General features: G+C 50.0%; 22 protein-coding genes. 16 read left to right on the top strand and 6 right to left on the bottom strand.

Annotation, left to right across the window (positions count from 1 at the left end):
• Positions 1–140 precede the first annotated feature (140 nt).
• The 4 genes from R0134_RS00875 to R0134_RS00860 all read left to right on the top strand — a co-directional run bounded on the left by R0134_RS00875 (position 141) and on the right by R0134_RS00860 (position 2,905).
• Positions 141–695, top strand: a complete 555-nt coding sequence (locus R0134_RS00875) for a DUF488 domain-containing protein (RefSeq protein WP_319783055.1) — start codon at positions 141–143, stop codon at positions 693–695.
• 71 nt (positions 696–766) lie between these two features.
• The gene (locus R0134_RS00870) at positions 767–1,378 is read left to right on the top strand and encodes a LemA family protein (protein ID WP_319783054.1); all 612 of its coding nucleotides are present in this window, start codon (positions 767–769) and stop codon (positions 1,376–1,378) included.
• Positions 1,379–1,390: 12 nt separating this feature from the next.
• Positions 1,391–2,317 (top strand): YgcG family protein, encoded by a 927-nt coding sequence (locus R0134_RS00865; protein WP_319783053.1) that lies wholly within the window; start codon positions 1,391–1,393, stop codon positions 2,315–2,317.
• A 96-nt stretch (positions 2,318–2,413) separates the two neighbouring features.
• Positions 2,414–2,905, top strand: a complete 492-nt coding sequence (locus R0134_RS00860; protein WP_319783052.1) for a TPM domain-containing protein — start codon at positions 2,414–2,416, stop codon at positions 2,903–2,905.
• Between the two features lie 119 nt (positions 2,906–3,024).
• On the opposite strand, the gene R0134_RS00855 is transcribed toward R0134_RS00860, so the two are convergent.
• Complete coding sequence (locus tag R0134_RS00855; RefSeq protein ID WP_319783051.1) at positions 3,025–3,966, bottom strand: bile acid:sodium symporter family protein; 942 nt, start codon at positions 3,964–3,966, stop codon at positions 3,025–3,027.
• A gap of 197 nt (positions 3,967–4,163) precedes the next feature.
• On the opposite strand from R0134_RS00855, the gene ybaK reads away from it, so the two are divergent.
• From ybaK to R0134_RS00815, 8 genes are all read left to right on the top strand, one after another.
• Positions 4,164–4,625, top strand: coding sequence for a Cys-tRNA(Pro) deacylase (gene ybaK / locus R0134_RS00850; protein ID WP_319783050.1), 462 nt, complete (start codon positions 4,164–4,166; stop codon positions 4,623–4,625).
• Between the two features lie 230 nt (positions 4,626–4,855).
• Positions 4,856–5,629 carry a transporter substrate-binding domain-containing protein gene (locus tag R0134_RS00845; RefSeq protein WP_319783049.1) on the top strand — a complete coding sequence of 258 codons (774 nt, stop codon included), beginning with the start codon at positions 4,856–4,858 and terminating at the stop codon, positions 5,627–5,629.
• 80 nt (positions 5,630–5,709) lie between these two features.
• Entirely contained in the window at positions 5,710–6,354 is a 645-nt protein-coding gene (locus R0134_RS00840; protein ID WP_319783048.1) for an amino acid ABC transporter permease, read from the top strand.
• A complete protein-coding gene (locus tag R0134_RS00835) occupies positions 6,351–7,079 on the top strand; it encodes an amino acid ABC transporter ATP-binding protein (RefSeq protein WP_319783047.1) in 729 nt (242 codons plus the stop codon). Before R0134_RS00840 ends, R0134_RS00835 begins: the two co-directional genes overlap by 4 nt.
• Before the next feature lie 78 nt (positions 7,080–7,157).
• Positions 7,158–7,493 carry a DUF1513 domain-containing protein gene (locus tag R0134_RS00830; protein WP_319783046.1) on the top strand — a complete coding sequence of 112 codons (336 nt, stop codon included), beginning with the start codon at positions 7,158–7,160 and terminating at the stop codon, positions 7,491–7,493.
• Positions 7,494–7,544: 51 nt separating this feature from the next.
• Positions 7,545–7,793 (top strand): GlsB/YeaQ/YmgE family stress response membrane protein, encoded by a 249-nt coding sequence (locus tag R0134_RS00825; RefSeq protein ID WP_319783045.1) that lies wholly within the window; start codon positions 7,545–7,547, stop codon positions 7,791–7,793.
• A 192-nt stretch (positions 7,794–7,985) separates the two neighbouring features.
• Positions 7,986–8,426 (top strand): NUDIX hydrolase, encoded by a 441-nt coding sequence (locus tag R0134_RS00820; protein WP_319783044.1) that lies wholly within the window; start codon positions 7,986–7,988, stop codon positions 8,424–8,426.
• A gap of 467 nt (positions 8,427–8,893) precedes the next feature.
• Positions 8,894–10,324: an aspartate ammonia-lyase gene (locus R0134_RS00815; protein WP_319783043.1), complete on the top strand. Its 1,431-nt coding sequence runs from the start codon at positions 8,894–8,896 to the stop codon at positions 10,322–10,324.
• Between the two features lie 259 nt (positions 10,325–10,583).
• On the opposite strand, the gene metL is transcribed toward R0134_RS00815, so the two are convergent.
• Positions 10,584–13,031 carry a bifunctional aspartate kinase/homoserine dehydrogenase II gene (gene metL, locus R0134_RS00810; RefSeq protein ID WP_319783042.1) on the bottom strand — a complete coding sequence of 816 codons (2,448 nt, stop codon included), beginning with the start codon at positions 13,029–13,031 and terminating at the stop codon, positions 10,584–10,586.
• Positions 13,031–14,191, bottom strand: a complete 1,161-nt coding sequence (gene metB, locus R0134_RS00805) for a cystathionine gamma-synthase (RefSeq protein ID WP_319783041.1) — start codon at positions 14,189–14,191, stop codon at positions 13,031–13,033. Before metB ends, metL begins: the two co-directional genes overlap by 1 nt.
• Positions 14,192–14,388: 197 nt before the next feature.
• Between metB and metJ the strand changes: the two genes are divergently transcribed.
• The gene (gene metJ, locus R0134_RS00800; RefSeq protein WP_319783040.1) at positions 14,389–14,721 is read left to right on the top strand and encodes a met regulon transcriptional regulator MetJ; all 333 of its coding nucleotides are present in this window, start codon (positions 14,389–14,391) and stop codon (positions 14,719–14,721) included.
• Between the two features lie 117 nt (positions 14,722–14,838).
• Here the strand turns inward: metJ and cysQ are convergent, their stop codons facing one another.
• Together cysQ and nudE are read right to left on the bottom strand one after the other, a co-directional pair.
• The gene (gene cysQ, locus R0134_RS00795) at positions 14,839–15,669 is read right to left on the bottom strand and encodes a 3'(2'),5'-bisphosphate nucleotidase CysQ (RefSeq protein ID WP_319783039.1); all 831 of its coding nucleotides are present in this window, start codon (positions 15,667–15,669) and stop codon (positions 14,839–14,841) included.
• A gap of 2 nt (positions 15,670–15,671) precedes the next feature.
• Entirely contained in the window at positions 15,672–16,241 is a 570-nt protein-coding gene (gene nudE / locus R0134_RS00790) for an ADP compounds hydrolase NudE (RefSeq protein ID WP_319783038.1), read from the bottom strand.
• 164 nt (positions 16,242–16,405) lie between these two features.
• Between nudE and hslR the strand changes: the two genes are divergently transcribed.
• The 3 genes from hslR (at position 16,406) to pckA (ending at position 19,697) form a co-directional block, all read left to right on the top strand.
• Positions 16,406–16,801 (top strand): ribosome-associated heat shock protein Hsp15, encoded by a 396-nt coding sequence (gene hslR / locus R0134_RS00785; protein ID WP_319783037.1) that lies wholly within the window; start codon positions 16,406–16,408, stop codon positions 16,799–16,801.
• A gap of 236 nt (positions 16,802–17,037) precedes the next feature.
• Complete coding sequence (gene hslO / locus R0134_RS00780) at positions 17,038–17,898, top strand: Hsp33 family molecular chaperone HslO (RefSeq protein ID WP_319783036.1); 861 nt, start codon at positions 17,038–17,040, stop codon at positions 17,896–17,898.
• Between the two features lie 185 nt (positions 17,899–18,083).
• Complete coding sequence (pckA, locus tag R0134_RS00775; protein ID WP_319783035.1) at positions 18,084–19,697, top strand: phosphoenolpyruvate carboxykinase (ATP); 1,614 nt, start codon at positions 18,084–18,086, stop codon at positions 19,695–19,697.
• 52 nt (positions 19,698–19,749) lie between these two features.
• Here pckA and R0134_RS00770 read toward each other — a convergent pair whose 3' ends face one another.
• Positions 19,750–22,365, bottom strand: a complete 2,616-nt coding sequence (locus tag R0134_RS00770; protein ID WP_319783034.1) for an EAL domain-containing protein — start codon at positions 22,363–22,365, stop codon at positions 19,750–19,752.

Here is a 22,365-nt window from a genome sequence, read left to right as displayed (position 1 = left end):
ACAGCTATTAATTGAGCTAATCGCTGTTTTTTTGTGCCCTGCATAGGCAGGTGGCGGCGCTAGCTGTGAATAGGGATACACTCAGTAGGTAAGTAAGCTGATTAAGCGAGAGAATACTCATCGTCTTAGAGGAGCTACATATGGAGATTTATACGGTCGGCCATTCCACTCACACCCAAGAGGAATTCTTAAAGCTGCTGGCTGATGCAGGCATTGAGAAGTTGGTGGATGTGCGGGCTTTTCCGGGCAGTCGTAAGTTTCCGCATTTTCACGAAGACCAGATGCGCAAGTGGTTGCCAGAGCATGGCATTGATTATCAGCATTGCGAAAAACTAGGCGGGCGCAGAAGAAAATCAAAAGTCATAGAGAATGAGGTCAATGACGGCTGGCAAAACCAATCCTTTCATAATTATGCGGATTACACCCTAACCGCAGACTTTCAAGCCGGTATTGAAAAATTACAGTGCGAAGCCGCCGATCAGCGCATTGCCATCTGCTGTTCAGAGCGTCATCCAGCACTGTGCCATCGGTTGTTAATCAGTAACTGGCTGGCCAGCCACGGCTGGCAGGTAAAGCATATTTTAGAGGGTGCTAAGCAACAAACCCTGATTGAAGAACACCAAGTCGGAAAATGGGGAGCAGAGGCCGTTATCACTAATAACGGCGAGCTTATTTATCCTGCCCATGATGAGTAATACACAGGCATCTGCTATAAACACTAACAGTCCTATTATTCATTGATGCTCACTCGCTAAAGGAAAATTCCATGATCCTAACTGCTCGTTGGCTATTCGCCTCCTTACTCGCCCTACTGTTAACAGGCTGCGGCTACAACCAGATCCAAACCTTAGATGAACAAGTGAAAGCCACTTGGTCGCAAGCTTTAAACCAGTATGAGCGCCGTGCAGATTTAGTCCCCAAGCTGGTGAGCTCAGTTGATGCCTACATGAAACAAGAGCGCAGGGTATTAACCGATGTGACTGAGGCGCGGGCTAAGGTGGGGCAAATTAATGTCAGCGTGAACGACTTAGATGATCCAGCCTTAATGCAGCGCTTTACTCAGGCTCAGGGTGAATTGTCTTCCGCCCTCTCTCGTTTAATGGCGGTTTCTGAAAGTTACCCTGAACTTAAAAGTGATGGCGTAGTGCGTGATTTAATGACACAGCTTGAGGGCACAGAAAACCGCATTGCCACCGAGCGTGGCCGTTTCGTGCAAGCCGTACAAGCCTATAATCAGTTTATTCGTCAGTTTCCTGCTGTGATTACCGCCAAAGTGATGGGCTATAAGGTTAAGGATAACTACGGGGTAGAGCGTCAATCTGAGATTATGCGTAACCCAGAAGTACGCTTTGATATGCCAGCTGATAAGGCGAACTAAGAAGGAACAACCATGCTTCTTCAACATACCGAGCATCAACACGCTAAGCACCAACACAGGCGCGCCAGCGGGTTCACCACTTTGCTATTAATGACCCTCACCTTGGTGATGTCCTTATTTTTGGCGCTGCCCACTTGGGCGCAAGATCAAACCATTGCGGTTCCTAAGCTGGATAATTGGGTGGTGGATACCACAGGCACCTTAAGTGGTGCCCAAAAAACGGCCTTGACGCAGCAACTCGAAGCCTTTGAGAAAAGCAAAGGGGCGCAGATTTTTGTGCTGGTGGTACCCACCACAGGGGAAGATGGCATAGATCAATATGCGCGCCGCGTTTATGACCAATGGCAACTGGGCCGTGAAAAGATTGATGATGGCATATTGCTCGTGGTGGCCAAAGATGACCGTCGCTTACGTATTGAAGTGGGTTATGGCCTAGAGGGTGCCGTCACAGATTTGCAGTCTGGGCGCATTATACGTGAGTTTATAACACCCTATTTTGCAAAAAATGAGTACGCGGCGGGTATTCAAGAAGGCGTAGATAGGATCATGGCTTTGGTGGCGGGGGAAGACTTACCGCCCCCCGCCACAGAGCAAAATATGGCTGCCGATGATGGCGACTCACTCGGCATGCTATTACCCTTAGCTTTTTTTGCTTTTATGTTGCCCCCGCTTGCCGCCGCATTTTTGATTGGCATTGTCTCTTTCTTTATTTTTGGCAGTATCCCTATCTCTATCGTGGCGGGGGTAATTGCGCTGATCTTATCTTTGGTGGGTAAAGCCTTTGGTGCCGGTGGTAAAGGCAGCTCGGGACGAGCCTCCCGTAGAGGCGCAATATTAGGAGGCTTAGGCGGAGGTTTTGGTCGTGGCCGTGGTGGTGGCGGTTTTGGCGGCGGCGGTGGAGGCAGCAGCGGTGGCGGTGGTGCCTCCGGTGGCTGGTAAGTAGTGAGTGGTAAGTAATGGTTAATGAATGATGGTTGGTGAGTAGTGACTGGTGAATGATGGCAGATAGATAGTGGCTGGCGAAGAGGAGCAAGCATGCAAAACAAATTTAAACGTCTCACTGGTATTGCCGCCTTAGAAGGCCAGTGGTTACGCCGGCGACACTTCGATGAGCCCATGCTGGCACAGATTGCCGAGCGTATTAGGCAAGCTGAGTCTGAGCACACCGGCGAGTTAGTGGTGGCGGTAGAGGCCATAATGCCGAGCCATGAACAAGATGCGCATTTGCGCGCCTTAGAAGTCTATGGCCGCTTAAAGGTCTGGGATACCCCGTTAAACAGTGGCGTGCTGTTGTATTTAGCGCTAGATAGCCGCGCCATAGAAATTATTGCCGACCGAGGGATAGATGCCAGCAGTGCCCAGTGGCAGCAAGTGTGTGCAGATTTGCAGGCTCGCTTAGCCAAGGCTGATTATCTTGATGGGCTGATGGCGGCCGTTGACGCTATCCAAGTTATCTTGAAAACACAGGCTCCACAGCATAGCGATAACAATGCCAACGTATTGCCCAATAGACCGGTAATTTTATAAAGCGCCGGTAATCTTATCAATAGCGGCCTTCCGCCTGACGCATAGAATAACAACCAGCAGCCCCGTTAATTGTTCGAGCCTGCTGGTTATCTATTAATCATGGCATTCAGACTAACTTATCACGCCTCGTTCTTTACTGATTCTGCCTTCTCAGTCAGTGGTTTCTTCGCCCAGTAGCCTGCTAATAAAGATCCGGAGATGTTATGCCAAACGCTGAACAGCGTGCCGGGTAAGGCAGCCGCTGGGCTAAAGAACTTCATGGCCAAGGCGGTGGCGAGGCCGGAGTTTTGTAAGCCCACCTCGAAGGCGATAGTACGGCAGGTCTTTTTATCAAAGCCCATCAGTGCCGTAATACCATAACCTAGCAACAAGCCACAGCTGTTGTGCAGTATGACCGCCAGCGCCACTATGCCACCAATATGCGCGATATTATCCACATTCAAGGCCACGACGATACTGATGATCAGTACGATGGCAACCATGGACAATAACGGCAAAATTGGCTCTACCCGCTTCACCACGCCACCCAGCACATAATTCAGCACCACGCCCAGCAATACCGGCGCCACTACCACTTGTAACAAACTAATCAGCATCGACTGCACTGGCACATCTATGCTTTGGCCGACCAACAGTGCCACCAGTACCGGCGTCATTACCACGCCCAATAAGGTAGAGATGGCGGTCATGGAGATGGATAAAGCCGTGTCGCCCTTGGCTAAATAGCACATCACATTAGATGAAGTACCGCCCGCCACGCTGCCCACTAACAACATGCCGACCGTCAGCTCGGCATCAAAGCCAAATAACAACGCAATCAACAAGGCCACCACCGGCATCACGCTAAACTGCAGTATCACGCCCACTAATAAGGCTTTTTTGCTGGCCAGCACATTGCGAAAATCACTAATGCTCAGCGTTAAGCCCATGCACAGCATAATAAGGGTCAGTAAAGGTACGATTTGGCCTTTAATGCCCACAAAAAGCTGGGGTTGAAAAAAGGCCAGCGTAGACAACAACAAAGCCCATAGCGGGAATAACTGGGTGATAAAACCTAACATTGGTAATGCTCTCTTATTTCGGTGTTATCCACTCGGATAACCAGACCTATAATTGTGCCGTTATTGTTACCCTATTTGGACGCTCTGCAAAGGTTTAATCAGTCTCACTTTTATCGCTCTGTTTTTTCCCCATAATATTTTTTACATCACTTTTCTTACATAATCAGGCCTACATCTTCATCCGCTTGGACACGACCATGACGCCAGCCATCTTATTTTTAGAAAAACAATACGCCGTGTTTACCCTGCACCCCTATGAATGTAGCGCCCAAGACGACTTTGGTGCCCATGCGGCGAGTCAATTACACGTGCCCTTAAATCAGGTATTCAAGACCTTGCTGACGGAAGGTGAGCAAGGTGCGGTGGTGGCGCTAGTGCCCTCTTCAAACAAGGTTAATTTAAAGCGCTTGGCCAAAGCGGCGGGCGTAAAAAAGCTGGAAATGATGCCGCCCGCCAAAGCTGAGCGACTGACCGGTTATAAGGTGGGCGGCATTAGCCCGTTCGCGCAGAAAAAACGGCTGATAACAGTCGTGGATGCCTCGGCGCTGCAACATACCGAGATCTTGGTGTCCGGCGGCAAGCGGGGGCTGTCGCTGGGCGTGAGTGCCGACTTGCTGCAAAAGCTGCTGGAAGCCCTGATCGCCGACATTGCTGAATGAGGGCTGACACGCAGTTTCAGCGCGTGAATTTAACAATAATTTGACACTTATCTGCTTTTCCAATAGCTTGAAAACGATCGTATCATTAGTTTATATACTATTGTTTATGCTGTAATTTCGTAAAGAAATGGTGTTTTTATATTTGAAATGCCAAAAACTAAGCGCAAGCTAAATGTAACTAAGATGTTCACCATAGATGTTAACTAGCCTTAAGGAAGGGGTAAGTCAGTATGAAAAAGAACGTGGTCTTACTAAGTTTGGTAGCGGCACTGGGCTTAAGTGCCTGTGATAAGCCTGATACTCAAGCGACCAGCAGTGCTGCGGCTACGCCAGACAAAGTCTATAAAGTAGGGGTGGATAATACCTATCCGCCGTTTGAATTTACCAAAGATGGCCAACTCGTGGGCATTGATGTGGACTTAATTAACGCCATTGCCAAAGACCAAGGTTTTAAAATCAATATTGAGCAAATGGACTTTTCGGGCATCATTCCCGCCATGCAAGCCGGCATGCTAGACGTGGGCATGGGCGGCATGAGTATTACCGATAAGCGTAAAGAAACCGTTGATTTTTCTGAAGCTTACTTTGCCGCTGGCGTGTCGTTAGTGGTGGCAAATGACAATGACAACATCGCCAGTTTAGATGATTTATCTGGCAAAAAAGTCGTGGTTAAAAATGGTACCGTGGGTGCGTCTTTTGCCGATAAGAACACCGAAGAATATGGCTATAGCATTATTCAGGTCAGCGACAGTGCTTCCATGTTTCAGGAAGTCACTAATGGTACCGCCGATGCCTTAATGGAAGATTACCCCGTGATCAGTTATGCCATTGCAACTGGCGGCTTGAAATTGAAAACCGTTGGCGAGCGACTCACAGGTGATAACTATGGCATTTCAGTATTAAAAGATAAGAATGACGAGTTATTGAAGATGATCAACGATGGTCTTGCCAATCTAAAGGAAAACGGCGAATACGATAAAATTATCGACGCCTATTTGGATTAAGCCGCTACAAAGGTCGCTAGTTAACGCCAACTAACCGCTAAGCTAGCGACTTTATAAAGATTTTTAATAAGGATGTGAGCATGGATGTCGTCATTCAATCTCTACCTTACTTGTGGCAAGGGCTACAAGTTACCCTCAAGGTATTTATCATTGCCATTATTTTAGGCTTTGGTATTGGACTGATATTAGCCTTAATGCGTCTTTCCCCCATCAAGCCTTTGACTTGGTTGTCTAAAATATTCGTTGATATCATTCGTGGCACGCCAATTTTAGTGCAGTTGTTTTTTATATATTTTGGTTTAAATTCACTGGGATTTTTCAGCCTAGACCGAGAGTCGGCCGGCATCTTCACCGTGGCCATTAATGCCGGTGCTTATTACTCAGAGATTATTCGAGCGGGCATTCAATCATTGGATAAAGGTCAAAATGAAGCGGCGCGCTCATTGGGTCTAACCAGTAGCCAAAGTATGCGCTATGTGATTTTGCCCCAGTCTTTTCGTCGTATGTTACCGGCCTTTACCAACCAAGCCATTATTAGCTTAAAAGACACATCCTTACTCTCGGTGATTGGTATTGCGGATCTAACTCAAAAAGGACAGGTGCAAATTGCAGCCACCTTTAAAGCCTTTGAAATTTGGATTGCCGTGGGCGCTATGTATTTTGTGGTGATCTACATGCTCTCTTTATTGTCTAGCTACTTAGAGCGGAGATCTAAACTGCCATGAGCATCATTCAAGTACACAATCTAGAAAAGTCTTTTGGTAGCAATCAGGTATTAAAAGGCATTTCTATCGATATTAACGCCAAAGAAGTGGTGTGCGTGATTGGTGCCTCGGGCTCGGGCAAGAGCACCTTTTTACGCTGCTTAAATAAACTGGACGAGATAACCTCTGGCCAAGTGGTGATTGACGGTCAGGACATTACCGCCAAAGGCACAGATATTAATAAAATACGCCAAGAAGTGGGCATGGTATTTCAACACTTTAATTTATTCCCTCATAAAACAGTGTTGGGCAATATCACCTTGGCGCCCATTAAAGCCAGAGGCACCTCTAAAGCCGACGCTAAAAAAGCCGCGCTCGAATTATTAGACAAAGTAGGCTTATCTGATAAAGCCGATGCTTATCCAGGAGAGCTCTCCGGTGGCCAAAAACAGCGCGTCGCCATTGCCCGCGCGCTGGCCATGAATCCAAAAATCATGTTGTTTGATGAGCCTACCTCGGCGTTAGACCCCGAAATGGTGGGCGAAGTATTGGCGGTAATGAAGCAACTAGCACTAGAGGGCATGACCATGGTGGTGGTTACCCACGAAATGGGCTTTGCCCGAGAGGTGAGTGATCGCGTGGTATTTATTCATGAAGGACGAATTTTAGAACAGAACACCCCCACCGCCTTGTTTGATAACCCTCAAGAACCCCGAACCCAAGAGTTTTTAAGCAAGATTCTATAGGTGGTAGCGACCAGCTAAAGATAACTCTAAGGACGCTGTTTTTGCCGTCTTCCTGATGACCATCAGGATCTCGGTCTAGTGCGCCATCGCCCTGGCCAGCCGCTGCAGGCCTTAGGGGGTGGCGCGCTGGATTGGGCACGCTTTAATCACTACATTGCCAGTTTCGCCGTTACCGACACCTTAATTGCCGCCACCTCGCCGCCAGGTAATTGCTATGGCCTTTGGCATCGCCACAGTGGTGAGCTGATCCGCATAGCCCCGCTTCCCGATGCCTCGGGCGCCGTGGCCAATAACGAGCAGATTTGGTTAAGCAGTGGCCATGGCGGCATTAGCCAGCTGGACAATAGCGGTCGCGAGCAACGCTTTTATTCGGCTTATCAATGGGATAATCACTGGGCCCTCATTGACGGCTAGCCTATCCTGGTGTTTATTTAAGGCTAGTCACTTTAATAGGGAAGCTATCTGATGGGTATTTTAAGCTGGATTATTTTTGGTCTGATCGCCGGCCTCCTCGCCAAGTGGTTGATGCCGGGACGTGATGGCGGCGGCTTTTTCATTACCATGATTCTAGGGGTGGCTGGGGCCTTCGTTGGTGGCTGGATTGGCACCTTGTTGGGCTTTGGCGGCGTAACCGGGTTTAACTTTGGCAGCTTTTTTACCGCCATTATTGGCGCCCTAGTATTACTGTTCATTTATCGTTTAACGAAAAAATAACCATAATCGCTTAAGTACATAGTCGGCCGAAGCACCTCGTCGACTATGTACTAAGCAACTAACATGATCCTGCCTCCTCTTCTTAATATCCGGATCGCCCGCTACATCCATAACCTGACTTGGCAATGCCACTAGGCAGCGCTCCCTTTTTTACGCTAAGGTGAGTGCTTATTTTTACGCTTAGGAGCGCAAATGGCGCCTTTACCGCAGAATAATCAAAAACCTAGCAACCCCAAGCCAAAGGTGGGCGTAATTGCCATCGTTTGGCAGCAAGAACAAGTGCTGTTGGTGAAGCGCAAATTTGCGCCCCATGCGGACCATTGGGGCTTTCCCGGTGGCAAGCTGGAATGGGGTGAAACCATGGCGCAGGGCGCGACTCGAGAGTTATTAGAAGAAACCGCCATTCAGGCTGAGATGGACGCCCCTTTTGCCTGCTTCGACGTACTGGAAAACGGTGCGGATGGCGAGTTAGCGCACCATTATGTAATGGTCGCTGTGGTCGGCCATTATGTGCGCGGCCAAGCGCAAGCCGCCGATGATGCCGAAGACGTAGGCTGGTTTTCGCCAGTCGCACTGCCCTCCCCTTTATGCCCAGATTTAACTGAAATAATTAAACGTTCTCGTCAGGATTAAGATGCTCCCAAATGGCCGGCTAAATTGAGTTTAACGCTGTTATGTTGATATATATTTCAGGTGTATTTTACTCATCAGCCCGGTTTGGCTCGCCGCTGGCGCTAGGAAACTGGCCTTACGCTCGACCAGTAACGGCATAAAAAATCAGGCTCTTATGATTAATTCCTCTCATAGGGGGCTAGGAAATCTTGTATTATTTCGCTATCTTGACGGCATTCAGTATCGCTAGGGCTTAGTTTGCGCGTTAGAAACCCGCTTTCAACAGCACATACTTTGGCTAATAACCACGCGAATAAATATGCTGAAAAAGTGCACGCTTAGGGCTTTACCCCGCTCGCTCGGCCTCCTCTGTAGATCAGAGCCGTTGCCTTCCCGTCAAACGGATGCCAATGGCGTCGTTTGCTGAGCGTGTTCTGCACCTAGTCGTCATCGGCGCTATTTTACTTACCTAACTTCTAAAGGGACTTATGAATATCGAAACCGCTACTGAACCACCCCAAAGCCAGGTCCAAACTCGCATCGAACACGACTTACTCGGTGACCAAGCCGTACCCGCTGATGCCCTTTATGGCATACAGACTCAGCGCGCCAAGAAAAACTTCGATATTACTGGCATGCCCATCAGCCACTTTCCTGAGTTAGTAAAAGGACTAGCCATGGTTAAAGCTGCCGCCGCACGCGCTAACCATCAGTATGGTTTATTAACTGACGATAAAAATAACGCCATTCAAGCGGCCTGCGCCGAGCTGATTAATGGTAAGCACCATGAGCAGTTTATTGTAGATTTAATTCAAGGCGGCGCCGGCACTTCTACCAATATGAATGCCAACGAAGTGATCGCCAATATCGGCTTGAAAAAGCTGGGCTTCGAATACGGCCAATACGCAAACTTGCATCCCAACAACGATGTTAACCGCTCCCAGTCCACCAACGACGTTTACCCAACGTCGGCGCGCTTAGCCATAGTGTTTGCCGCGCAAGAGCTGATGGTCACGGTCGCCAACTTGAAAGAAAGCTTGGCAGCCAAAGGCACCGAATTTGCCGAGATCTTGAAGATGGGTCGTACCCAAATGCAAGATGCGGTGCCCATGACCTTAGGCCAAGAGTTCGACGCCTTTGCCGCAGATTTAGCCGCAGAAAACGCCAGCATCAACGAAGCCTGCATGCAGTTATGTGAAGTGAACTTAGGCGGCACCGCCATCGGTACCGGCATTAACGCCCCCGCCGGTTATGCCTGCTTAGCCGTGAACGAATTGGCTGACATCAGTGGCCTGCCCGTGCGTTTGGCGCCTAACTTGATTGCCGCCAGCTCCGACATGGGTGCCTTCGTGACGTTCTCCGGCACCTTAAAGCGCCTAGCCGTTAAATTATCTAAGTTGAGCAACGACTTGCGTTTGTTGTCCAGCGGCCCGCGCACCGGTTTTTCTGAGATCAACCTGCCGGCCATGCAGCCCGGCTCGTCCATTATGCCCGGCAAAGTAAACCCAGTTATTCCTGAGGCAATGAACCAAACTGCGTTTCAGGTAATGGGCACCGACATGACAGTGACCATGGCTGCCGAAGCCGCGCAGCTGCAGCTAAATGCCATGGAGCCGCTGATTATTTATAACTTGCTGAACAACTGCCGCATCTTGAGCAAGTCCATTCACATGCTGGATGAGCTGTGCATTCGTGGCATTACCGCCAACGAAGAGCGCTGCGCCTTCCACGTAGAAAACAGCATCGGCATCGTCACCGCCTTGGTGCCTTATATTGGCTACGACAACGCCAGCCGCATCGCCGGTCAGGCACTGTTAAGTGGCTTAGGCGTGGCCGAATTGGTACGCAAAGAACAGCTGTTAACCGATGAACAACTGGCGGAAATCTTATCGCCAAACGCCATGATACACTGCGGCTAATTAAAGGTGAGGGGTGAAGTGGACGAGATAACATCAAGACGGCAGAAAGTGCATCCCACCTGAAGGTTAGGTGTTTCTCTTTACCATTAACCCTTTACTCTTCATCTCACTGATAAAAAAGGCTCCCATTGGGAGCCTTTTTGTTTGGACTGTTAATCGTGAGGAGTAAAGCGTGAGGCGAAAGGATAGAGAACAAAACCAGACCTCCCGATTCGGTGTTTGGCTCCTCACCCCTCACTATTCACGCCTCACAGAGCCATCACAAACTCGCCAGCAGTTGCCATAAGTCCGCTTGCATGGCGCCCGCCGTGACTTCACGCCCTGCACCGGGCCCCTGAATAATTAACGGGTTTTGGCGATAGTGAGTAGTTTCTATGGCGTAGATATTGTCGCCGGGGCGCACATGCGCGAAAGCATGATCTCGGCTGACCACTTCTAGCCCCACTTCTGCCTTGCCGGTTATGCCATCAAAGCGGGCCACATGACGCAAGACGCCGTCTACCTCATCGGCTGTAGCCAGCTGGTCGGCCATAGTGGCGTCCAGCTCGGATAAGCGGTCGAAGAAGGCTTCTTTATCGAGTGCCAGCAATGAATCAGGTACTAGATTTTGTACTTTTACCTGTGCAGGATCGAGATCAAAGTCGGCTTCGCGGGCCAAGATCACCAGCTTGCGCTGTACATCTTGGCCATTAAGGTCTTCTCGCGGATCCGGCTCGGTTAAGCCTTGCTGCCAGGCCTGCAATACCAACTCAGAAAACGGCTGGCTGCCATCAAAGTGCTGAAACAACCAACTCAAGGTACCGGAGAAAATACCGCTAATGGCCCGCACTTGCTCGCCCGAGTGCTGCAGCTGCTTAATGCTGCTTTGCACCGGTAAACCGGCGCCGACAGTGGCATTACTGAGAAACTGCACATCGTGCTCAACCAAGCTCTGCTTAAGCGGCAGATAAAAGTCTTGGGCAGCAGCGCCAGCCAGTTTGTTGGCAGCAATCAGATGAATGCGCTGTGCCACTAACGCCGGATAATGTGCCACTAAAGATTCAGAGGCGGTAAAGTCCAGCGCAATAAGCTGATCAAAACCATGCTCGGCAATGTCTTCTAACCAGTTGGGCCACTGCACAGGCTCCGGCTGAAAGTCATGCAGCAGTTGCTCCACGGTTAAGCCTTGGCTCGATAACAGCCCGCCTTGGGAGTTAAAGGCACCGAATAAGGTGAGCTGCACATTAAGCTGCTGCTCAAGATTGGCCTGTTGTGCTTGGTATAATTTAAGCCACGCTTGGCCGATATTACCCCGGCCAAACAAAATCAGCCCAATGCGTTTAGGCCGGCTGAACAAGCTATTATGCAAACGCAGTAACAGCGGTTCCAGCACCATTTTTCGCACCACACCCACTAGGCTGAGGCCGTTAACAGCGGGCTGAATAAACTCCAGCGGCTGCTCATTAAGCGCGTGATAAAAGTGTAAACACTGCTCAGGTTGCACAGTCACGCCTTTGCCGACCAAGGCCACTAGCGAGAAACCTTCGCGCTGCTGCAAGTCTTCAAAACCACCGGCGGTTTGATGGTCACGCAACAAAGAAAACACCTGCTGCGCTTGCTCTGGGGTATAGGCAATTTGCCACAACTTGCGCTCAGGCCGGCGTTTGCAGGCCAAGGGCGCTAACTCGCGACGAGTGAGCCACTCGGTGAGCGCATTCACCCGCTCGTGATAGCGATCCGAGATACTCATCTCAATTAATACCGCGTCGTCCACCGAGGTCACGATGCGAGCCCCAGGATCTCGCGGGTCGTGCCGTAAGATGCGAGTATGGCCATCACTCGGGTGATAACTGCTGCGCAACATAAGCTGCTGCCCACTCTCGGCCACCGGCCCCAAGGTGCGATTATGCAATACCGACGAGCCTAAGCGCGCCAATTCGGCCGCCTCTGCCAGTGATAAACGAGACAATAATTGCGCCTCCGAAACCCGTCTCGGATCGGCACTAAACACCCCCGGCACATCACTCCAAATGGTGGTGTGTGAACTGCCCGCCAATAACGCCAATAAGGTAGCGCTAAAGTCCGAGCCATTACGGCCTAATAAGCGCGTGCGGCCTTGGTCGTCGCCGGCAATAAAACCGGTTACCACTAACACCTGATTGCTGCGCGCACTAAATAGGTTCACCAACAGTTGGCGAGAAGTAGCGTCGTCCACCTGTACCGGCGAGCCACTTACCCGTAAAAATTCACGGGCATCCAAAGGCGAAGATGTCACCCCTTGGCTGCTCAGTAATGCACTCAATAAACGGGCGGACCACTGCTCACCAAAGGCTTGAATAAAGTTACGCTGATAATCATCGAGTCGCTGGCTTTCTAGCACATGAGCGATGGTGTTGATGTCTACATCCAGTGCCGCTTGCAAGCGCTCAGCCTCAACTTCCGGCAATGTGCTCGTAATAAGCCCTTGCTGATAGCTGTATATGCCTTCTAGCGTGGTGGCAGCGGCACTGTCGCCGCTATCAAATAGATTAAGCAGCTCAATTAAGCGATTGGTGGTTTTGCCAGAAGCAGAGACCACCACCAGCGCATCGGTTTGGCCTTCGTTACTAATAATGTCGGCCACACGCTGCAAACCGGTAGCATCAGCCAAACTGCTGCCACCAAATTTATGGACCGGACGATTCGAGTTACGCGCTTCGGCTTTGTCTGGGCTTGAGGGCTGAGTCATTACTTGCTTAACACCTTAAATGCATTGTCAAAATCGGCGATTAAGTCCCGCGCATCTTCAATGCCCACAGACACCCGCAGCAGTTGATCATTAATGCCTGCGATCAGGCGATCCGCTTCCGGCATAGCTGCGTGAGTCATGGTGGCGGGGTGAGCAATCAAACTTTCGACACCACCTAAAGACTCCGCCAAACAAAACAGTTTCAGCTCGCCCAAAAAGGCGCGCATACCGGCTTCGTCTGTATCCAGCTCAAAGCTGAGCATGGCACCAAAACCCGACTGCTGACGTGCTGCCACTTCATGCCCAGGGCTGTCTGGTAAGCTCGGGTGATAAATGGCTTTGACCTCGGTACGCGTCTGCAAATACGCCAAGATAGCATCGGCATTTTCGCAGTGCTGGCGCATCCGCACCCCCAGTGTGCGCAGGCCGCGTAACGTTTGATAGTTATCAAAGGCCGGTCCAGTTACGCCTAAGCAGTTGGCCCACCAACGCAGCTCTTCCGCTAACTCAGCGCACGCCGCAATTACGGCGCCACCCAGCGCATCTGAATGGCCGTTAATGTATTTAGTGGTGGAGTGCACCACTAAATCCGCGCCCAAGGTCAGGGGCTGTTGTAAAATCGGCGATAAAAAGGTGTTATCCACCACGCTCAGCGCGCCCACTTCTTTGGCCGCCGCACACAAGGCGGCAATATCGACCACGCGCAGTAAGGGGTTAGACGGGGTTTCAATCCACAGCATCTTCGGCTTTTTTGCCATGGCGGCGGCCAATGCGACCTCGTCAGTTTGATCGACGTATTCCACTTTAAAGTGGCCTTTTTTGGCAAAGGCATTAAACAGGCGATGAGTGCCGCCATAACAATCGTGGGGTGCGATTAATAAGTCATCGGCGTTTAACTGTGAGGTGACGATCAGGTTAATAGTGCCGGTACCGTTGGCCGTTACCGCGCCGCCCGCGCCTTTTTCTAATTTGGTGAGCGCATCAATCAAGGTTTGACGGGTCGGGTTGCCCGAGCGGGCATAATCGAAACGGCGCTGCTTACCAAAGTCCTCAAACGAAAAGGTGCTGCTCAGATAAATGGGCGGCACTACGGCGCCATGCTGCGTATCCGTGTCAATGCCGGTACGAACCGCATGAGTTTGAGTCTGGTAATCTGGCATATGTTCTCCTTTGCCCACTGGCAGCCTGATGTATTAAATTTATTATAATTGCTTGCCCGCACAGTAACCCAGCGCAAGCAGGCCGTCAAGCCACCTAGACGTCCAAGCATCTAAGCTGTTGGATTGCCAATATAAGGTGTAGGGGTTACAATCTCGCTCGGATTTTTAACCTTTAATAACCTTGATGCGGGTAGATAATGAAAACTGAATGGAACGGCGACTATATCAGCCCTTACGCCGAGCACGGCAAAAAAAATGAACAGGTAAAAAAGATTACCGTGTCCATACCTCTCAAGGTGTTAAAGATATTAACCGATGAGCGCACCCGTCGGCAGGTGAATAACTTGCGTCATGCCACCAACAGCGAATTGCTGTGTGAAGCATTTTTGCATGCCTATACTGGCCAGCCTTTACCCCAAGACGATGATTTGCGAAAAGACGTACCCGATCAAATTCCGGCCCGTGCGCGAGATATTATGGCGAAACTCGGTATAGAGATTGAAGACTTTGACGTCGACGACGTAGAGTAAACCTCAGAACACAGAATACAAAAAAGCAGGAGCCCACTCATGTCGGCTCCTGCTTTTTTTATGTCTAATGTTTATGCTCGAGTCTGCTGTTTAAACTTAGCAGCTCAAACTGGGTGATTATTTATCACCCGCCCCTTCTGGCTTGATTAAGATGTTGGCCCAAGTGAGCTCGGGATCGCCCATCGTAATAAAATTAGGATTAATCAACGTCTCGCGTTGGTTGTAACTTAATGGCCCTAAATAGAGGTCAACAATACGCCCGCCTGCCTCTTCTACTATGCACTGAGTAGCACCCGTGTCCCACTCACCGGTAGGGCCAATACGCATATAGATATCCGCACCGCCTTCTGCCACCAAACACGACTTTAACGAGCTTGAACCTAGCGGCACCAGCTGATAATCGAGGGCTGTGGTGAGCCGTGCGCGCACCCAGTCGACATTTTGCCGACGACTAACGGTGATCCGAAGACTGCGCAGCGGTTTGCTCGCATCATAATGGCTGGCACTAATGGCACGGACTTGGCCATCCGCTTCTTTAAAGGCACCAAAGCCACGCGCCGCATAATACAGCAGATTATTAACCGGGCCATACACCACACCCAATACCGGCTTGCCGTGTTCAATCAAGGCGATCATGGTCGAGAAATCACCGCTGCCGGCAATAAATTCTTGGGTGCCATCCAGCGGATCGACCAACCAATAGCGCGGCCAGCTGTTGCGCTTCGCCAAGGGGGCTTCACAGCCTTCTTCCGATAACACCGGAATATCAGCAATATCGCGCAGCGCCACTTTTAAAAACTCATGCGCCGCTAAGTCTGCATCCGTCACCGGGCTATTATCGTCTTTATTTTGTGCTTGATAATCGCCACTGTTATAGAGCGACAAAATCAGATCTCCCGCCTCGCGGGCGGCGGCAATCACACTGGGTAACAAAGCAGGAACATCCATATTTACTCCTTTTTATTGAGCCAGTTTTGCAGCAAATATACACCACAAATGCTGCGGGCTTCACTGAAGTCAGGCCTTGCCATCAACTCATCCAGTTGATCTAATCGCCAAGGCACCACATCAAGTGGTTCCGGCTCATCCCCTTCTAGTTGTTCAGGGTACAGATCTCGCGCTAATAAGATATCCATTCGGCTACCAAAATAACCGGGCGCCAGCGTGACTTGCTTTAAGGGTATGAGTTGTCGCGCGCCATAACCCACTTCTTCCATTAACTCTCTATTACCCGCGACCAAGGCATCTTCACCGGGATCAATTAAGCCTTTAGGAAACCCCAACTCGTAACTGTCGGTGCCGGCACTGTATTCTCGGATCAATAAAATAGTGTGCTCATCCAGCATGGGCACCAGCATCACGGATCCGCGGCCACTGTTTTTCATGCGCTCATAAAGGCGCTCTACTCCATTGCTGAATCTAAGATGTACCGACTCCACCTTGAATAAACGGCTTTGTGCCACCAATTCAGTTGCGAGTATTTGAGGTTTTTGCTTGTTGTCCGCCACGTCTATTCCCATCTTTTGGCTAAGCCTACCCAGAGATTATCGCAACTTAGGGTAAACGTCTGCCTACAATATGATGACAAGCACGGATTAACCGCCAAAATCAGCCGGATGAGGTGGCTTCTGGTATCATTAATTTTTGAGCTTTACTCATTCATCACTACTAAAGAGCGAGCCAGATGAAAGCAGTAACTAGCAGTGTGCGGTTGGATAAATGGCTATGGGCCGCCCGATTCTATAAGACCCGCAGCCTAGCCCGCACCATGATCGAAGGCGGTAAAGTGCATTATAATGGTTATCGCAGCAAACCCAGCAAGCTGGTGGAAGTGGGCGATCTTGTGAAACTACGCCAAGGCAGCGATGACAGAGAAGTATTGGTGCTGGCGATCTCAGAGCACAGAGGCAAGGCCGAACAAGCCCAAGCCTTGTATCAAGAAACAGCCGAGAGCATTAAAAAGCGCGAAAAAAATGCCGAGGCGCGTAAGCTCAATACGCTTTTTGCGCCCAGCCCAGAGCGGCGGCCCGATAAAAAAGAGCGGCGCTCTTTATTAAAAATTAAGCACGGCCAAGAATAGGCACAAACAAAGCCGTACGTTAAACGCCTTACGCTATACGACATAAAACAGCGGAATGCTTTTACGTAAGGCGTACAGCGTTAGACATATGGCGTTAAACGAATGGCGCAAAGGCTTAACCTTGTTAGTCGGCATCGCGCCCCCATATTTACCATGACACCATTTACAACGACATCATTTACGACGAAATAGCTTACTACAAAATCACAGTGGCTTAAGGCCGAGACAGGATTGTTATGACTCATATCGACACATTACATCGTTACTTGTTCGACAACTACCAAGTGCGAGGCGAGCTGGTACAACTGCAGCACAGCTATCAGCAAGTACTGGCTTCGCAAAACTATCCGGTTCCGGTACAACGGCTGCTCGGCGAGCTGCTCACCGCCACCAGTTTGCTGACCGCCACCCTTAAATTTGAAGGCCACATTACCGTGCAGCTGCAAGGCGACGGCCCTGTGTCATTGGCGGTGATTAACGGTGATAACCTGCAGCAACTGCGCGGCGTAGCGCGCTGGGAAGGCGAAGTGCCAGACAGCGACCAGCTGTCAGATATTGTCGGCAATGGTTATTTAGCCATCACTATTACCCCGTTTGAAGGCGAGCGTTATCAGGGCATAGTGGAATTAGGCCAGCGTTCTTTAAGCGAAAGCCTAGAAAATTACTTCGCCCAATCGGAACAGCTCACTACTCGTATCTGGCTGTTTACCGACTTAAGCCACGACATGCCGCGCTGTGCCGGCATGCTGTTACAAGCCATGCCCGATGGCCAAGGCGACGACTTCTCGCATTTAGAGGCGCTCACTAACACCATTAAAGCCGAGGAGCTGATCAACCTAGACGCGCATGAAGTGTTATATCGCTTGTATCATCAAGATGCGGTGCGGGTGTTTGATCCACAAGCGGTGAGCTTTCAGTGCACCTGCTCGCGCGAAAAATGCGAACAAGCCTTACTGCAAATCGGCGAAGCCGAGGCGCTTGATGTCATACAAGAGCAAGGTAAGATCGAGATGAATTGTGACTATTGTGGTCAGCAATATGGCTTTGAAGAAACAGACATCAAGAGTCTGTTTAATGAGCCGCCCACTCTGCATTAATGGCGCACATTTAATAATGGGGCCTAGCGCCCCTTTTTTTATTCATTGAATGCCTAGGGTCTGTTGACCCTAATGTCTAAAACTTGAACTAAATCCGCTAATTAGCACAATTTTATTACTCGACCACCGGCATAAATCACATCTGCACCTATGCTTATTTAAAATTCCCCCTTCTGGAGATAACAATGACGCATCCGGCGCAGCAGTTAGACCTTTCCCAATACGGCATCCATGATGCGACCGACATCTTGCATAACCCAACCTACGAACAGCTATTTATTGAAGAAACCCGCAGCGATTTAAACGGTTATGAACAAGGAGTCGAGACTCATCTTGGCGCCGTGGCCGTCGACACCGGCATCTTTACTGGCCGCTCCCCTAAAGATAAATACCTAGTGCGCGACGATCTCACCCGCGACACCCTATGGTGGGCCGATCAGGGGAAAAACGACAATAAACCCATGAGTCAGCAAACCTGGACTGAACTCAAGAGCCTGGTTACCGAGCAATTATCTGGTAAGCGCTTATTTGTGATGGATACTTTTTGTGGCGCCAGCCCAAGTACTCGACTGGCGGTGCGCTTTATCACCGAAGTGGCTTGGCAGGCGCATTTTGTAAAAAACATGTTTATTCGCCCTACCGAGGCCGAGCTCGCCGACTTTGAGCCGGATTTTGTGGTGATGAATGGCGCTAAGTGCACTAATCCTAACTGGCAAGCCCAAGGCTTAAACAGCGAAAATTTCGTGGCCTTTAACCTCACCGAGCGGGTGCAGCTGATCGGTGGCACTTGGTATGGCGGTGAAATGAAAAAAGGCATGTTCTCCATCATGAACTACCTATTGCCGCTCAAAGGTATTGCCGCTATGCACTGCTCGGCGAACGTCGGCAAAGATGGCGACGTGGCTATTTTCTTTGGTTTAAGTGGTACCGGTAAAACCACGCTCTCCACCGACTCGGAGCGTGCGTTAATCGGCGATGATGAACACGGTTGGGACGATGACGGCATCTTTAACTTTGAAGGCGGCTGTTACGCCAAAACCATTAAGCTCAGCGCTGAACTGGAGCCAGAAATTTATGCCGCCATTCGCCGCGATGCACTGTTAGAAAATGTCACCGTGTTAGCCAATGGCAGTATCGATTTTAACGATGGCAGCAAAACCGAAAATACCCGCGTTTCTTACCCTATCTACCATATCGATAATATTGTTAAGCCCGCTTCTCGGGCCGGCCATGCCAAAAAGGTCATTTTCTTAACTGCCGATGCCTTTGGCGTATTGCCGCCGGTGAGTAAGCTCAGCCGCGAACAAGCTCAGTATCATTTTTTATCGGGTTTTACCGCCAAGCTGGCCGGCACAGAGCGCGGCGTTACCGAGCCCACCCCCACTTTCTCTAGCTGCTTTGGGGCCGCTTTCTTAAGCTTACATCCTACTCAATATGCAGAGGTGCTGGCCAAACGCATGGATGCGGTTGGCGCCGAAGCGTATTTGGTGAATACCGGTTGGAACGGCACCGGCCAGCGCATTTCAATTACCGCCACCCGCGCCATTATTAATGCCATTTTAGACGGCTCTATCGAAGAGGCAGAGTTTGTTGAGTTACCTTACTTCCAGCTCGCTCTTCCTCGCCACTTAGTCGGCATAGAAGACAATGCCATCTTAGACCCACGTAATACCTACGCCGAAACTCAGGAGTGGGAGACAAAAGCGCAAGCTTTAGCCCAGCGTTTTATCGCTAATTTCGAGAAGTTTACCGATACCAACGAAGGCAAGGCATTGGTAGCCGCAGGCCCACAGTTGTAGCTTTTTTGCTGGAAGAGTGTGCGGTGTAAATATGAAAGATAGGAGGGCCCTCCTATCTTTTTTTATTGGCCCAGTTTTTTAGCCAGCCATCGATATGGGCCGGCGGCAGAGGCTGAGAAATACCGTAGCCTTGTACCTGGGCGCATCCTAGCTGCTGCAAGCGTACTCCCTGCTCTGCACGTTCAACCCCATCGGCCATTACGTTCAATTTCAAGGTCGTTGCCAGCTGAATAACACTAGTAACCATGCTCAGATCGTGGGCATTGGACAATAAATCACGGATAAAACTGCGATCAATTTTAATGGTGTCTACCGGCAATTGGTTTAAATGATTCAAAGATGCATAGCCGGTACCAAAGTTATCCAACGACATGCTAATGCCTAAGCCACGGCAGCGCTGCAATACCGCCACCGCCGCATTGATATCCGCTAACACCGCACTTTCCTGAAACTCTAATTCCAGTGAGGACGCCAGTGATGAGGGATATCGCGCCAACAGCTCGCTCAGTTGTTCCGTAAAATCTGGATGCATTAACTGACCCGCCCCCACATTAACGCTAATCTTAAAAACCAGCCCTTGTTCACGCCAAGCACTCATTTGTTTGAGCACTTCTTCTATCACCCACAGCCCCAACTCCAGCTCTAATGGGCTATTCATGATCACCGGCAAAAAATCGGCGGGCATCAACAAGCCACGCTCTGGGTGTTGCCAACGTAATAAGGCTTCCAGCTTAACTACGCTTTGGGTATGCAAATCCACCGCGGGTTGGTAATAGAGTAAGAATTCATCACCGCGAAAGCCTGCTCTCACCTGAGAAAAATGCTGGTGTTGGCTTTGCTCTTGCTGATGCACGATGGCATCAAAGAACACATAGGCGTTTTTACCCTGCTTTTTAGCCTGATACATGGCTTGATCCGCGAAGCGCAGCAATAACTCCGCCTCATGAGCATCTTGTGGATACAGGGCCACACCGATACTGGCAGAGATATTCACAATGTCTTCATCAAGATCAAACGGTTGGCTGATTATTTTTTGTACCCGATTCAGTATTTCATCGCACTCTAAGCTGGAATGAAGAGCCGTAAATAACAAGGCAAACTCATCGCCGCCTAAACGCGACATGGCATCACAGCTGCGCGTGATTAAGCCGAGCCGACGACTCACTTCAATCAATAACTTATCGCCCGCCGCATGGCCTAAATTATCATTCACCGCCTTAAAGCCATCGAGATCCAAGTAACAGACCGCCAGCTGCCCTTCATTACGCTCAGCTGTGCTAATGGCGCGCTCTAGCAGCTCACCAAATAACAGTCGATTGGGCACCCCAGTTAAGGCATCGTGAAAAGCCTGATGCCGTAATTGAGCCTCATGCAGCTTCAAATAAGTAATATCAGTGAATACGGCCACATAGCTAAGTACGTTATCCGCTTCATCCTTCACCACAGTCACCGCTAATAACAGCGAATAGCTTTCACCATTTTTTCTCAAGCTGGTGAGCTCACCTTGCCAGTGATCGGCGGTTTTAAGATGCTCACATAATTCATGGTAGAGCTCTCGGTCTACCGACAAATGCTTAAGAAAAGCAGGATAGCGGCCTTTTACTTCTTCTAAGCTGTAGCCAGTAATGCGCGTGAAGGCGGGGTTGATATGAGTAATACAATGCTCAGCATCTGAGACCATAATGCCGTCGTAGCTAGACTCAAAAACATTGGCCGCTAGTCGCTGTTGGTGCGCTATCTCTTTTTGATCGCTAATATCATGGCCCACACATAAGGTATCGCCATAGGGCAGCTTAATATTGGCCCACTGCATAGTGAGGCGCTGACCATTGCGATGGTAAGGCCGCCACTCCTGAAACTCAGAATCGTTAGCGCCATAAAACGCGGCTTTCACTTGGCGCTGATCACTGGCATCCGGATAAAATAAATTCAGCGGTGCTGGGTGTTGCTTTATGTCATTACGGCTCCAACCAAACACGCGTTCACAAGCTTCATTCCACAAGATGCAGCGCCCCTCGGCATTAAAGACATTAATGGGAATAGGCGCATGATCAAATAATATTTTCAAGCGCTTGAGTAAGCGCTGTGAGGTATCTTCTCGTAGGTGATGGCTTGGCACAGGTGAGCGTGCTGGCAATGCTTCTTCTTGGCCGGCACCTTCTTGCGCTCCTATCTCTTGCCCCTTTTGCGCCTGGGCGTCGCGTTCTTGCCGTTCTCTCTCTTGCTCCCCTCTCTCCTGCCACAAGAGTGCCGCCTGCACCGCCAAAATATCCAGCAGCATGCGTTGCTCTGGGTTTAGCAAGGGTGCAGTAGTCTGGTATTTAAGCAGTATTAATCCGTGCAGCTCGCCGCGTACTATGGGCACGGCCACATAAGATTTTGAAGCCAGATCTGGTCCAGAAATGGCATTATAAAAAGATTTTTTCTGCCAAATAAATTGATAATCGGCAGCAGTCCATTTAGGTAATAACGGCCAACGTCGTCCCATCACCCGTCGCGGCGCAGGTTGTTGGTCGGAAAAAAACGCAAAACACGTGCCTAACGCGCCACTCGTTTGGCGCACTTGCTGACACAACTGCTGCCAGTCAGTATTTTCTACCGCCATCAGCTTGGTAAAGCCATGCTCAGAATCATCCTGATCATATTGCAGTCGCATATCCATGCTCAT

Origin of the sequence: Oceanisphaera sp. IT1-181 (assembly GCF_033807535.1) — a bacterium.
Classification (GTDB): domain Bacteria; phylum Pseudomonadota; class Gammaproteobacteria; order Enterobacterales; family Aeromonadaceae; genus Oceanimonas.
The sequence above is the reverse complement of the archived record's forward strand: the minus strand, read 5'-3'. Positions and strand labels throughout refer to the sequence as shown.